Source organism: Cellulomonas timonensis (genome assembly GCF_900046455.1).
GTDB lineage: Bacteria > Actinomycetota > Actinomycetes > Actinomycetales > Cellulomonadaceae > Cellulomonas_A > Cellulomonas_A timonensis.
Genome location: NZ_FCOT01000013.1, coordinates 153,782 through 167,222 on the forward strand (window position 1 = coordinate 153,782; position 13,441 = coordinate 167,222).

Below are 13,441 nucleotides of genomic sequence, written 5' to 3' on the forward strand. Positions count from 1 at the left end.
CGCGGCAGTGATGATGGCCGGCTGATACCGGCTCGAGGAGAGTGGTGACCGATGGCGACCTTCGTCGACCGCGTCGTCCTGCATGCCAGCGGCGGGGACGGCGGCCACGGGTGGGTCTCGATCCGCCGGGGGAAGTTCAAGCCGCGCGCCGGCCCCGACGGCGGCAACGGCGGTCATGGCGGCAGCGTGACGCTCGTCGTCGACCCGCAGGTGACCACACTGCTCGACTACCACCACGCCCCGCACCGCCACGCGTCGTCGGGCAAGCAGGGCATGGGCGACCACCGTCAGGGCGCCTCGGGCGAGGACCTGGTCCTGCCCGTGCCGGACGGCACAGTCGTGAAGTCGACCACCGGCGAGGTGCTCGCCGACCTGGTGGGCGCGGGCGCGGAGTTCGTCGTCGCCGCCGGCGGCCACGGCGGCCTGGGCAACGCGGCCATCGCGTCCCCGCGCCGCAAGGCCCCCGGATTCGCGCTGCTGGGCGAGCCCGGCGAGGCGCGGGACATCGTCCTGGAGCTGAAGACGATCGCCGACGTGGCGCTCGTCGGCTTCCCGAGTGCCGGCAAGTCGAGCCTGGTCGCGGCGATCTCCGCCGCGCGGCCCAAGATCGCGGACTACCCGTTCACCACCCTGATCCCGAACCTTGGCGTGGTGCAGGCGGGCTCGGCCCGCTACACCGTCGCCGACGTGCCCGGGCTGATCCCCGGCGCCAGCGAGGGCAAGGGGCTCGGCCTGGAGTTCCTGCGGCACATCGAGCGCTGCGCCGTGCTGGTGCACGTGCTGGACTGCGCGACGCTCGAGCCCGACCGGGACCCGTTGAGCGACCTCGAGGCCCTGGAGGCCGAGCTCGCGACGTACTCGGGCGACCTCGGCATCGAGGGTGGCCGGGTGCCGCTCAACGAGCGCCCGCGCCTGGTGGTGCTCAACAAGATCGACGTGCCCGAGGCCCGCGATCTCGCCGAGCTGGTGCGCCCCGAGTTGGAGGCCCGCGGGCTGCAGGTCTTCGAGGTCTCGACTGCGAGCCACGAGGGACTGCGACAGCTCACATACGCGCTGGGCGAGTTGGTGGACCGGGCGCGTCGCGAGGCGCCGGTCGCCGAGCCGACGCGTGTGGTGCTGCGTCCCAAGGCGATCGACGACACGGGCTTCACCGTGACGCACAAGGCCGAGGGCGGCCGCGACTACTTCCAGATCCTGGGCTCCAAGCCGGAGCGCTGGGTGCGGCAGACGGACTTCCGCAATGACGAGGCCGTCGGGTACCTGGCCGACCGGCTTGCCCGGCTCGGCGTCGAGGAGAAGCTCTTCGCGGCCGGCGCGGTCGCGGGCGCCGAGGTCGTCATCGGGTCCGGGCCTGACGCTGTCGTCTTCGACTGGGAGCCCACGCTGATGACCGGGTCGGAGCTGCTGTCCGGCCCGCGTGGCACCGACCTGCGCATCGAGGAGCGTTCGCGGCCCACCCGTGGGGAGAAGCGCGAGCAGTACAAGGACCGCATGGACGCCAAGGCCGAGGCCCGCGCGGAGCTGTGGACCGAGCGCGAGGCGGGGCTCTGGACGGACGAGGACTGACATGTCAGCGGTCCGGGGTGCGGGCGCGCAGGTGACTGCGGGCCGTCGCGGGGGAGAATGCCCCCTGTGAGCGCAGCCGCACTGTTCGACCGTCGCCAGCTCGTCGACGCGCCCCGCGTGGTCGTCAAAGTCGGCTCCTCGTCCCTCACGGACGCGGATGGCCGGCTCGACCCCGCGCGCCTCGACGCGTTGGTCAAGGTGCTGGCCGCTCGCAGGGCGGCTGGCGGGCAGGTTGTGCTGGTGTCCTCCGGCGCCATCGCCGCGGGCATCGAGCCGCTCGGGCTGTCGGCGCGGCCGCGTGACCTGGCGACGCAGCAGGCCGCCGCATCGGCCGGGCAGGGCCTGCTCGTCGCCCACTACACGCGGTCGTTCTGGGATCACGGCCTGCGGGTGGGCCAGGTGCTGCTCACGGCGGACGACACGGTGCGGCGCACCCATTACCGCAACGCGCAGCGCGCCCTGACCCGGCTGCTCGAGCTGGGCCTGGTGCCCGTGATCAACGAGAACGACGCGGTCGCCACGGATGAGATCCGCTTCGGCGACAACGACCGTCTCGCGGCACTGGTCTCCCATCTGGTGCACGCCGACGCGCTGGTGCTGCTCACCGACGTCAACGGGCTGCACACCGGCCCGCCGTCACGGCCCGGCTCGGTGCGCATCCCGGAGGTGCGGGGGCCGCAGGACCTGGACGGCATCGACGTGACCGCCCGGGGCAGCGCGATCGGCACGGGCGGCATGGTCACCAAGCTGGAGTCCGTCGCCATCGCGACGGCCTCGGGCATCCCGGTGGTGCTGACCTCGGCGGAGAACGCCGCCGCCGCGCTGGCCGGGGAGGACGTGGGCACCTGGTTCGCGGCCACCGGCCGCCGGGCGTCCACGCGGCTGCTGTGGCTCGCGCACGCCGCGCGGACACGTGGCCGGCTGGTGCTCGACGAGGGCGCCGTGCGCGCTGTCGTGGAGCGGCGGACGTCGCTGCTGCCCGCCGGGGTGACCCGGGTGGAGGGCGCCTTCGAGGCCGGCGACCCGGTGGAGCTGTGCGGCCAGGACGGCGTGGTGGTGGCCCGTGGGCTCGTCGCGTACTCCTCCGAGGAGGTGCCGGGCCTGCTGGGGCACACGACCTCCGAGCTGCGCGCGGACCTCGGGCCGGAGTACGGGCGCGAGCTGGTGCACCGCGACGACCTGGTGCTGGTGCGGCGCAGGCGCTGACCGCGGCCCTCGTTGGGCTCGCGCGCGTCGAGCGGATGGACTGAATCGCTTCGTAGCCCGGTTCGTCCCGTGACACACGGGTTGTCCGCTCCTAGCCTCTCCTGCGGGAGAGCGCTTGCTCGACGCGGGCGCAGGGCCGGGTCGTCTCCCATCGCTCGAAGGGGAGACTGATGTCAGTTCGACGCAGAGCCACCGGATGGGCCGCCATCGCGGCATTGGCGGCGGGGATGGGGGTGGTCGCCGCCCAGGGTGCGGTCGCGGCCACGGCCTGCCGCGTCACCTACGAGGTGACGAATCAGTGGTCGACGGGGTTCGGCGGGTCCGTGTCTATCGCGAACCTCGGGGACGCGCTCAACGGCTGGACGCTGGGCTGGGCCTTCGGCGCCGGGCAGACCGTCACGCAGGCATGGAACGGCGTCGCCACCCAGTCCGGCAGCGCGGTGAGCGTGAAGGACGCCGGGTACAACGCGGCGGTGCCCAGCGGCGGATCCGTGTCGTTCGGGTTCAACGGCGCGTGGAACGGGTCGACGAACCCCGCGCCCACAACGTTCACCCTCAACGGCACGGTGTGCACGGGATCGGCCGCGACGCCCACCACCACGCCCTCGCCGACCGCGAGCCCGACCACGAGCCCCACCGCCAGCCCCACGGCCTCGCCCAGCGCGTCACCGACGCCCACGCCGGAGCCGACGGCGCCGGTGGCGGGCTCCTGGCAGGCCGAGCGCCTCGACCGCGGGCTGATCAGCGTGCGCTCCGGCAGCGGCAACCTCGTGCAGTGGCGCCTGCTTGGCACGGAGGCGCGCAGCACCACGTTCCACGTCTACCGCGGCGGCACGCGGATCACCTCGACACCCGTGGCCGACTCCACGAACTTCTACGACGCCGGCGCGGCGGCGAACGCGTCGTACACGGTGCGCGCCGTCGTCAACGGGACCGAGCAGGCCGCCTCGGGGGCCAGCCTCACGTTCGCCAACGGCTACCTGGACGTGCCGATCCAGAAGCCCGCTGGCGGGACGACGCCCTCGGGGGAGGCGTACACGTACAGCGCCAACGACGCGAGCGTGGGCGACCTGGACGGCGACGGGCAGCTCGAGTTCGTGCTCAAGTGGGACCCGTCCAACGCCAAGGACAACTCGCAGTCCGGCTACACCGGCAATGTCTACCTGGACGCCTATGAGTTGAACGGGACGCGGCTGTGGCGCGTCGACCTGGGGCGCAACATCCGCGCCGGCGCGCACTACACGCAGTTCCAGGTCTACGACTACGACGGCGACGGCCGGGCCGAGGTGGCGGTGAAGACGGCGGACGGCACCCGATCGGGCACCGGCCAGCTCATCGGCTCGTCGAGCGCCGACTACCGCAACTCCTCCGGCTACGTGCTCAGCGGCCCCGAGTACCTCACGGTCTTCAAGGGCCAGGACGGGTCCATCGGCGCCACTGCCGACTACGTGCCCGCGCGTGGCACGGTGTCGAGTTGGGGCGACTCCTACGGCAACCGGGTGGACAGGTTCCTCGCGGGCACCGCCTACCTGGACGGGCAGCGGCCCTCGATCATCATGGCGCGCGGCTACTACACGCGGGCCGTCGTGGCGGCATGGGACTACCGCGACGGGTCGCTCACGCGGCGCTGGACCTTCGACTCGAACAGCTCGTCCGCGGGCAACAGCGCGGTGGCGGGGCAGGGCAACCACCAGCTCTCGATCGCGGACGCCGACGGCGACGGCAAGCAGGAGGTCGTCTACGGCGCCGCCGCGATCAACGACAACGGCACGGTGATGTGGAACACGGGGCTCGGCCACGGTGACGCGCTGCATGTCGGCGACCTGGATCCCTCGCGCGCCGGGCTGGAGGTCTTCAAGGTCAGCGAGGACGCCAGCAAGCCGAGCTCGTGGTTCGCGGACGCACGCACCGGGCAGATCCTGTGGTCCACTCCGGCGGGCGGCGACAACGGCCGCGGCGTCTCGGGTGACATCTGGTCGGGCAGCGCGGGGGCGGAGTCGTGGTCGTCGGCGGACTCGGTGATGCGCAGCGCGAAGGGCTCCGACATCGGGCGCAAGCCGTCGTCGGCGAACTTCCTGGCCTGGTGGGACGGCGACCCGGTGCGCGAGCTGCTGGACCGGACGTATGTGAACAAGTACACGCCGTCTACCGACACCCGCCTGCTCACCGCATCGGGGGTCGTCGCGAACAACGGCACCAAGGCCACGCCGTCCCTGTCGGGGGACCTGTGGGGCGACTGGCGTGAGGAGGTCGTCTGGCCGACCACTGACTCGACGGCGCTGCGGGTCTACGCGACGCCGGCTGTCACGACCTACAAGGTCCACACCCTCCTCCACGACGCGCAGTACCGCACGGCGATCGCGTGGCAGAACACGGCCTACAACCAGCCGCCGCACCCGGGGTTCGCACTGGGTGACCCGTTCACGGCTCCGGCTCAGCCGAAGATCTACACGCCGTAGCGGGAGGGCGGAACCGCATGGGTGGGGCGGTGGCCTGGTGGCTGCCGCCCCACTCGTGCGCGCGCATCTATCGAGTTGCCCGAGATGTGCGCTGCCTGCGTGAGGGGAGTGGTGTTCTGTCGCGTGGCCTTGACGCGACAGCCGCTCAGGGGGCGACGACGAAGTACTCCGGGCCCGCCTGCTCTGCCCACGCGGTGATTGCTGCCGTGACGGTGTCCTTGTCCTCGCTGGCCATCACGCTGTGCTCGTCCATCCAGGGCGTCACCGCCCAGACCGTCATGTAGTTCTCGCCATCGATCGACCCGTACAGCGGGGAGACCACCAGCGCCGTCCGCCCAGAAGCGTCCGACAGGCGCTTCTGCAGGGTCTGAGCGTCAGCCTCAGCGTCGCTCATCACGAGCCGCTGCTCAGGGGTTGATCCCGAGCCGTTGGCTGGCAGGTTCGCAGCGGCGAGGGCCGCGACGGTTTCCTGCAAGGCCGCCTGCGCGTCCGGGATGATCACGTCTGGCAGCGGCTGGTCGGCGTAGATGTCGACCTGCGTGCCGTCGTGCATCTCGTACCAGTCGTCGGGCGTGGGCGTCGCGGACGGTTCGGCCGTCACAGCAGGCGCTGCTGGCGGCGTTGACGTTGAGCATCCCGTCACTGCGGTGACGGTCAGCAGGGCGCCCAGGAGTGTCCCTGCCACGTGCTTCATAGAACTCTGCACAGAGCTCACCTCTATCTTCTTTTGACATTGCCATCACACCTATCGGGACCGAACGTTCGCCCTTGAGGGACTCGCGCCCACGACGCCGGGCGACGCCCAGACATCCGTTGAGGCCGGCACAGGGCAGCACAAGGAGTGCACGCATGCGCCGACATATGAGATCAAACCGCTCAATGGTTGCCAACCCGGGCTCTGCGCCGCTGTACTTCTCGCAGGCACAGAGTGTCGATGCCAAGGCCCGGCTCGTCGACCAGCAACCCCTCGATGTGACGGGGTGCTCCGGGTACGCCTGACCGGTCGGCACCCGACCGGTAAGCACACCGCATCTGACGAAGGACTGACCGTGGCCCACTGGCAGTGTCCCGACGCCCCCTGTGTGGGCTGTCGACGCATGCTGCTGGTCCCGCGCGCCTGTCGATAGTTCCGACCCGGAACTGCCCGACACGGCCTCGCCCGTCCGACTGCGCCTCCAGCGCCTCGTCCTTCGTCTCTGCCTGTCCCGCTGCGCCATGACGGCCGATCGCCGTCCCCTGCGCCAGGGCCGCCCGCTCCCGCGCCCACCCGTCGATGTGACGGGAGGCCCGCGACGGGCAGGGTCGAGGACGCCTCCACCGCACCGACCCGACCGATCGAGGAGTCGACCCACATGCGCACCCTGCACCGTCATGCCCCTGGCACGGCCCTGGCCTTCACCGCCGCACTGGCCCTGTCCGCCTGCGCCGGCAGCGCAGGCGAACCCGCCGAGGGCGGCTCCACGTCCTCGGCGTCGGCGGAGCCGGTGCGCGGCGGCGACCTGGCCTTCGCGATCACTGTCGACTCCAAGTGCGTCGACCCGCAGCAGGTCGGCAACAACGACGCCATCGCCATCGCGCGCCAGACGGTGGCGTCCCTCACGGCGCAGAACCCGGAGTCGGGCGAGATCGTGCCGTGGCTGGCCGAGTCGTGGGAGGTGAACGACGACGCCAGCCAGTTCACGTTCCACCTGGTCGACGGCGCCACCTACGCCGACGGCACGCCCATCGACGCGGCGTCGGTCAAGACGAACTTCGAGGCCATCGTCGCGCTCGGCGCGAAAGCGTCGCTGGGCTCGACGTACCTGGTGGACCTCGAGTCGGTGACCACCCCCGACCCGACCACGGTGGTGGTGGACTTCAGCGCGCCGAGCGCGCAGTTCCTCCAGGCCACGTCAACGTTCTCGCTGGGCCTGCTCTCGCCGGCCTCGGCGGCGCTGAGCGTCGAGGACCGCTGCGCCGGGAAGTTCGACGGGTCGGGGCCGTTCGTCGTCCAGGAGTACACCGTGGACCAGCGCGCCGTGCTCGCGCGGCGCGACGGGTACACGTGGGGCGCGGCGGGGGCCAGCTCGCACACCGGCGAGGCGTATCTGGACACCGTCACGTTCACGGTGATCCCCGAGGCCGGTGTTCGCGCCGGGAGCCTGGCGTCCGGGCAGATCGACGCGACCGCGGCCATCGGCACCGCGGACCTGCCGCAGTTCGACGGCAACGGGTTCTGGCTCGCGTACCGCGCCAACCCGGGCGTCGTGTTCAACCTGTACCCGAACGAGTCCCGCCCGCTGCTCGCCGACGAGCGGGTGCGGGTGGCGGTGCTCAAGGGCATCGACCGCGAGGAGGTCACCGGCACGGTGCTCACCCCGCTCGATGAGCCCGCGAGCGCCGCGCTCGCCCACACGACGCCGCTGTACGACGGGCTGGACGAGCTGCTCGCCTACGACCCCGAGGGCGCCAAGGAGCTCCTGGAGGAGGCCGGCTGGGTGGAGGGGCCGGACGGCATCCGGGTCAAGGACGGCCAGCCGCTGTCGACCGAGGTGACGTTCTGGCAGGTGAAGGACCCGCTCGAGCTGGTCCAGCAGCAGTTGCGGCAGATCGGGTTCGACCTGCGGCTCCACCAGGTGACGATCGCCGAGGCCACTGCCGCCAGCGCCGACGGGGAGTACGACTTCTCCTACGGGAACCTGACCCGCTCCGACCCGGACATCCTGCGCAACCTCTTCTCGGTGAACGCGCGCAACACGAACAAGCGGGCGGCGGAGCCAGTCGACCAGCTGCTCGACGCGCAGGCCGCGGCCGTCGACCCGGCGGAGCGGCAGCGGCTCGTCACCGAGGCGTCGCGCCTGCTGCTGGAGAAGGCGCACTCGATCCCCGTGGTGGAGCTGTCCACGACCATCGCCGCGGCCGACACCGTGCACGACCTGAAGTTCGAGGCGTCCACCCGCCTGGACTTCTACGACGCGTGGGTGTCCCAGCCATGACCCGTTACGTGCTCCGCCGGCTGGCGCAGGGGGCAGTCGTCCTGTGGGCCGCGTTCACCGTGACGTTCGCCATCTTGTACCTGCTGCCCAGCGACCCGGTGGAGCTGATGGCCTCCGGCGGCGGGGAGCAGTCGGTCATCGACCCGGCGCTGCTGGCGGAGCTGCGCGCGGAGCATGGGCTCGACCGGCCGCCGCTCGCCCAGTACCTGCACGCGCTGGGCGGCGCGGCCCGGCTCGACTTCGGCCGCTCCTACCAGTCCGACGCCCCGGCGACGTCGCTGATCCTGGACGTGCTGCCGCAGACCTTGCAGCTCACCGTCGCAGGGCTCGCGCTGTCCGTGCTGCTCGGCGTCGGGCTGGCCGTGGCGAGCACGTACCCGCGCACGCGGTGGCTGCGGCACGCCCTCGCGGCGCTGCCACCGCTGGGGGTGTCCCTGCCGGTGTTCTGGGTGGGGCTGATGCTGGTGCAGGTCTTCAGCTTCCAGTGGCGGCTGTTCCCGGCGATCGGCAACGACGGCCTCGCGAGCCTCGTGCTGCCCGCGGTGGCCCTGGCACTGCCGACCAGCGCGTCGATCGCGCAGCTCTTGGCGCGGTCGCTGCGCCAGACGCTGGCCGAGCCGTACATCGAGACGGCGCGGGCCAAGGGCACCGGGCGGGCGCGCGTGCACTTCCGCCACGCGCTGCGCAACGCGTCGATCCCCGCGTTGACGGTGCTCGGCGTGAGCGTCGGCCAGCTGCTCTCCGGCGCGGTGGTCACCGAGACGGTCTTCTCGCGGGTGGGGCTGGGCCGGCTCACGATCTCCGCGGTGAACACCCAGGACATCCCCGTGGTGATGGCGGTGGTCGTGTTCTCGGCGCTCGTGTTCGTGGTCGTCGCGCTCGCGGTCGACCTGTTGTACCCGCTGGTGGACCCCCGCATCAGCCTCCGCCGCGCGCCGGTCGCCGCATGACCTGGCGCCCGAGACAAGGAGCGATCTGATGGCAGCAGTCGAGCACCTGCAGCCCGGCGCATCCCACGCGGCCGGCGCCGTGATCCCGGCCCCCGGACGGCGCTGGCCGGCGTCGGCGGCCCGCCCGGTGTGGCATGCGCTGCGCCGCAGCCCGGGGCTGACGCTCTCGGTCCTGGTGCTGCTGGGCGTGGCGGCGTGGGTCGTCGCGCCGGGCCTGTTCACCTCTGCCGATCCGATCACCGGCGTCCCGGCCGAGCGCCTGCAGGGCCCCTCCGCCGCGCACCCGTTCGGCACCGACCAGATCGGGCGGGACCTGTTCGCCCGGGTGGTGCACGGGGCCGCGCTGTCGATCCAGGCGACAGTCGTCGCCGTGGTCGTGGGCCTGGCCGTCGGCACGTTCCTGGGCCTGCTGGCCGGGTTCCTGCGGGGGTGGGTGGACGACGTGGTGGGGCGCGTCGTCGACGTGCTGCTCGCCATCCCGGGATTGCTGCTGTCGCTGGCCCTGGTCACCGTGCTGGGCTTCGGCTCCCTCAAGGTGGCCGTGGCGGTAGGCATCACCAGCGTGGCGGCCTTCGCCCGGGTGATGCGCTCCGAGGTGCTGCGGGTGAGCGCCTCGGTGTACGTCGAGGCCGCGCGCTCGTCGGGCGCCCGCTGGCATGCGGTGCTGGGCCAACATGTGCTGCCCAACGCCTCGGGGCCGGTGCTCGCGCTCGTGGCGCTCGAGTTCGGCGCAGCGATCCTGGCGATCTCCGCGCTGAGCTTCCTGGGCTACGGCGCGGCGCCTCCCGCGCCCGAGTGGGGGTCGCTGGTCTCCGAGGGGCGCAACTACCTGGCCGCCGCCTGGTGGCTCGCCACGTTCCCGGGCCTGGTGATCGTTGCCGTGGTGCTGTCGGCGAACCGCGTCGCGCGTGCGCTGGAACGACGGGTGGAGGACTGATGGGCACGGTGGCCGAGCAGGGCCCGCTGCTGAGCGTCGAGGACCTGCGCGTGTCGTACCGGTCCGGGGAGGGGCGGGCCGACGCGGTGCGTGGCGTGACCCTGGAGGTGCGCCCCGGCGAGGTCGTGGCGCTCGTGGGGGAGTCGGGCTCGGGAAAGAGCACCCTCGCGCACGCCGTCATCCACCTGCTCGCCCGTGGCGGACGCGTGGACGGTGGCAGGCTGCGCTTCGGCGGCGAGGACCTCACCGGGCTGTCCGAGCAGCAGTGGCGCGAGGTGCGCGGCCGGGACATCGGGCTCGTCCCCCAGGACCCCACGGTGTCTCTCAACCCCGTCATGCGGGTCGGCGCGCAGGTGGCCGAGGTGCTCGTCCTGCACGGGCTCGCCGGGCGGCGGCAGGCCCGCGCCCGCGCGGTCGAGCTGCTCGGCGAGGCCGGGCTCGACCGCCCGGAGGTGCGCGCCCGCCAGTACCCCACCGAGCTCTCCGGCGGGATGCGCCAGCGCGTGCTCATCGCCGTCGCGCTCGCGGCCCGGCCACGCTTGGTGATCGCCGACGAGCCGACCTCGGCCCTCGACGTCACTGTGCAGCGCGGCATCCTCGACCACATTGCCGCGCTCACCTCGACGCTCGGCACCGCGGTGCTGCTCATCACGCATGACCTGGGCGTCGCCGCGGACCGCGCGGACCGCATCGTCGTGCTCCAGCACGGGCAGGTCGTCGAGCACGGCCCGACGGCGCACGTGCTGGGCGCGCCGCGCCACCCGTACACGCGGGCGCTGATCGCCGCCGCGCCGAGCCTGGCGGACATCCCCGGGCGACGGGCGCCGGCCGCCCGGACGGAGCCGGTGGGCGGACCAGGCTCCGCTCTGCCAGACGACGGCCGGGCCGCCCCGCTGCTCAGCGCGCGCGGGCTGGTCAAGGAGTTCGCCCTGCCCCGCACGGCAGGCGGCGCCCGCACCCTGCGGGCCGTCGACGAGGTGAGCTTCGAGATCCCGCCCGGGCGCACGTTCGCGCTGGTGGGCGAGTCGGGATCGGGCAAGAGCACCACCGCGCGGCTGGTGCTGCGCTTGGAGCAGCCCACGTCCGGCACGGTCCACCTCGACGGGGCGGACGTGACGCGGGTGTCGGGGGAGCGGCTGCGCCGGCTGCGGCGACGCGTGCAGGTCGTCTATCAGAGCCCGTACGCGTCGCTGGACCCGCGCTTCACCGTCGAGCGGGTGATCGCCGAGCCGTTGCGCGCGTTCCGCGTCGGCGACGCCGCGACCCGTGCGGCCCGGGTCTGTGAGCTCCTCGACCGCGTCGCGCTGCCGGCGGGCGTCGCGGGCCGGCTGCCCGCGGAGCTCTCGGGCGGCCAGCGGCAGCGCGTGGCCATCGCGCGGGCACTCGCCCTGCACCCGGACCTGGTGGTGCTCGACGAGCCGGTCTCCGCGCTCGATGTGTCCGTCCAGGCGCAGATCCTGGACCTGCTGGCGGAGCTGCAGGCCGAGCACGGGCTGAGCTACCTCTTCATCTCCCATGACCTGGCCGTCGTGCGGCAGATCGCCGACGAGGTGGGCGTGATGCATCGTGGGCGGCTCGTCGAGCGCGGGACGCCGGAGCAGGTGCTGCTCGACCCGCGGCAGGCGTACACGCGCGAGCTCGTCGAGGCCGTGCCCGGGCGGCGGGCGCGTGCGCTGGGGGTGTCCGGGTGAGGCTGGCAGGCGCGGTCCAGGGTGGTGTCGGGCATCGGCCATGCCCGCGTGGTTGGCCTCGTGTGCGCTGCGGGCACCATCCTGGTCCTGGCGACGGCGTCGTTGACCGACGTCCACCCCTCCGAGGCGCCACTCGGACCGACCCCGCACCACCCAGGGAGACCCACGATGACCGAGCATCCGCTCACCGCCCCACCGCGCGACCGGGGTCTCGACCGGCTGCTGACCGAAAGCCGCGGGCGATGAGCGAGGACCGCACACGGCCGGCGCCGCCGAGCACCGCCTATCTCGACGCGCTGCGGGCGCAGACGGAGCGCCGCCGGGCGACCTTCGTCCCATCGGCCTCACCGCACCAGGGCGCAGCTGAGCGCGATGTGGCACGGGTCCGGTCCGCCGCCGAGGCCCAGCAGGATGACGTCGTCGCGCTCTCGCGCGTCATCCACGCGCATCCCGAGGAGGCGTTCCAGGAGCGCCGGGCCGCGGCGGAGATCGCCGACCTGATGGCCAGGCACGGCGTCACCGCGACTGTCGGCTCGCACGGCCTGGCCACGGCGCTGCGCGCCGGGCTGACGGCCGCAGGCCCGGACTCCGGGGATCCCGACCTGGGCGCGGGCCCCACCGTGGCGATCCTCGCGGAGTACGACGCGCTGCCGGGGATCGGCCACGCCTGCGGCCACAACGTGATCGCCGCGGCGGGCGTGGGGGCGGTCCTCGCGCTGCGCCGGGCGGGGGCCGACGGGCTCGCGCTGCCGGGCCGGGTGCTGCTCCTGGGCACCCCGGCCGAGGAGGGGAACTCCGGCAAGGAGATCCTCGCGCGCGCCGGGTTCTTCGACGGGGTCGACGCTGCGGTGATGGTCCACCCGTTCGGCTATGACGTCGTCGACCACCCGTTCTTGGGGCGCCGCCGCCTGCGCGTGACCTATCACGGCGTCGCGGCGCACGCGTCGGCGAGCCCGTTCATGGGGCGGAACGCGCTCGACGCCGTCGCACTCAACTACCAGGCGGTCGGTTTTCTCCGCCAGCACATCCCGCCCTCGGACCGCGTCCACGGCATCGTGCTCGAGGGCGGGGAGCGGCCGAGCGTCGTGCCCGAGCGCGCCACCCTCGAGTACTACGTGCGATCGGCGCACGCCGCCACGCTCCGCGACCTATCCCAGCGCCTGGAGGACATCGCCCACGGCGTCGCGCTGGCCACCGGCACCACCGCCGAGGTGACCTGGGATCCCGTGCCGTTCAGCCTGCCGCTGCGCACCAACACCCCGCTGGCCGAGCGCTGGGCCCAGCACCAGGCGGCGCAGGGGCGCACCGCGCTCGCGGGCGGCATCGTGCCGGAGATCCTCGCCGCGTCGACGGACTTCGGGAACGTGAGCCAGCGGCTGCCCGGCATCCACCCGATGATCGCCGTCAGCGAGCCCGACGTCGCCCTGCACACCCGCGAGTTCGCCCACGCCGCGGGCGGGCCGGCCGGCGACCGGGCCGCGATCGACGGGGCCATCGGGCTGGCGCTCACGGCGCTGGACTACCTTGCCGACCCGCAGCTGCGGGCGGCGGTCCTCCAGGACTTCGAGGACGCCGGTGGCCAGGTGGATGTGCCCGGCTATTTCGAGTGAGCGAGCCGCGGGGGCCAAGCGACGGCCGAACGGGCAGGACGAGGGAC

General features: G+C 73.0%; 9 protein-coding genes and 1 riboswitch. Of the genes, 8 read left to right on the plus strand and 1 reads right to left on the minus strand.

Annotated features, from left to right (window positions below; genetic code table 11):
* The first annotated feature begins 51 nt into the window (after positions 1-51).
* The 3 genes from obgE (at position 52) to BN3788_RS14225 (ending at position 5,231) form a co-directional block, all read left to right on the plus strand.
* Complete coding sequence (gene obgE, locus BN3788_RS14215; RefSeq protein WP_066587551.1) at positions 52-1,566, plus strand: GTPase ObgE; 1,515 nt, start codon at positions 52-54, stop codon at positions 1,564-1,566.
* A gap of 57 nt (positions 1,567-1,623) precedes the next feature.
* The gene (gene proB, locus BN3788_RS14220) at positions 1,624-2,772 is read left to right on the plus strand and encodes a glutamate 5-kinase (protein ID WP_066587553.1); all 1,149 of its coding nucleotides are present in this window, start codon (positions 1,624-1,626) and stop codon (positions 2,770-2,772) included.
* 170 nt (positions 2,773-2,942) lie between these two features.
* Positions 2,943-5,231, plus strand: a complete 2,289-nt coding sequence (locus tag BN3788_RS14225; RefSeq protein ID WP_066587555.1) for a rhamnogalacturonan lyase family protein — start codon at positions 2,943-2,945, stop codon at positions 5,229-5,231.
* A 145-nt stretch (positions 5,232-5,376) separates the two neighbouring features.
* Here BN3788_RS14225 and BN3788_RS14230 read toward each other — a convergent pair whose 3' ends face one another.
* Entirely contained in the window at positions 5,377-5,832 is a 456-nt protein-coding gene (locus BN3788_RS14230) for a hypothetical protein (RefSeq protein ID WP_066587561.1), read from the minus strand.
* 319 nt (positions 5,833-6,151) lie between these two features.
* Positions 6,152-6,261: riboswitch (SAM riboswitch) on the plus strand.
* Between the two features lie 322 nt (positions 6,262-6,583).
* On the opposite strand from BN3788_RS14230, the gene BN3788_RS14235 reads away from it, so the two are divergent.
* The 5 genes from BN3788_RS14235 (at position 6,584) to BN3788_RS14255 (ending at position 13,394) form a co-directional block, all read left to right on the plus strand.
* Positions 6,584-8,206 carry an ABC transporter substrate-binding protein gene (locus BN3788_RS14235; protein ID WP_108723861.1) on the plus strand — a complete coding sequence of 541 codons (1,623 nt, stop codon included), beginning with the start codon at positions 6,584-6,586 and terminating at the stop codon, positions 8,204-8,206.
* Complete coding sequence (locus BN3788_RS14240) at positions 8,203-9,156, plus strand: ABC transporter permease (protein WP_066587563.1); 954 nt, start codon at positions 8,203-8,205, stop codon at positions 9,154-9,156. The genes BN3788_RS14235 and BN3788_RS14240 overlap by 4 nt, the downstream gene beginning before the upstream one ends.
* A gap of 28 nt (positions 9,157-9,184) precedes the next feature.
* Positions 9,185-10,093 carry an ABC transporter permease gene (locus tag BN3788_RS14245; protein ID WP_082812941.1) on the plus strand — a complete coding sequence of 303 codons (909 nt, stop codon included), beginning with the start codon at positions 9,185-9,187 and terminating at the stop codon, positions 10,091-10,093.
* Complete coding sequence (locus BN3788_RS14250) at positions 10,093-11,784, plus strand: dipeptide ABC transporter ATP-binding protein (RefSeq protein WP_066587567.1); 1,692 nt, start codon at positions 10,093-10,095, stop codon at positions 11,782-11,784. Before BN3788_RS14245 ends, BN3788_RS14250 begins: the two co-directional genes overlap by 1 nt.
* Positions 11,785-12,026: 242 nt before the next feature.
* Positions 12,027-13,394, plus strand: coding sequence for a M20 family metallopeptidase (locus BN3788_RS14255; protein ID WP_066587570.1), 1,368 nt, complete (start codon positions 12,027-12,029; stop codon positions 13,392-13,394).
* Positions 13,395-13,441: the final 47 nt, after the last annotated feature.

Excerpts from the sequence above, each read along its gene's own strand:
- obgE (WP_066587551.1), top strand. The coding sequence starts at position 52 with ATGGCGACCTTCGTCGACCGCGTCGTCCTGCATGCCAGCGGCGGGGAC.
- proB (WP_066587553.1), top strand. The coding sequence starts at position 1,624 with ATGCCCCCTGTGAGCGCAGCCGCACTGTTCGACCGTCGCCAGCTCGTC.
- BN3788_RS14225 (WP_066587555.1), top strand. The coding sequence starts at position 2,943 with ATGTCAGTTCGACGCAGAGCCACCGGATGGGCCGCCATCGCGGCATTG.
- BN3788_RS14235 (WP_108723861.1), top strand. The coding sequence starts at position 6,584 with ATGCGCACCCTGCACCGTCATGCCCCTGGCACGGCCCTGGCCTTCACC.
- BN3788_RS14240 (WP_066587563.1), top strand. The coding sequence starts at position 8,203 with ATGACCCGTTACGTGCTCCGCCGGCTGGCGCAGGGGGCAGTCGTCCTG.
- BN3788_RS14245 (WP_082812941.1), top strand. The coding sequence starts at position 9,185 with ATGGCAGCAGTCGAGCACCTGCAGCCCGGCGCATCCCACGCGGCCGGC.
- BN3788_RS14250 (WP_066587567.1), top strand. The coding sequence starts at position 10,093 with ATGGGCACGGTGGCCGAGCAGGGCCCGCTGCTGAGCGTCGAGGACCTG.
- BN3788_RS14255 (WP_066587570.1), top strand. The coding sequence starts at position 12,027 with ATGAGCGAGGACCGCACACGGCCGGCGCCGCCGAGCACCGCCTATCTC.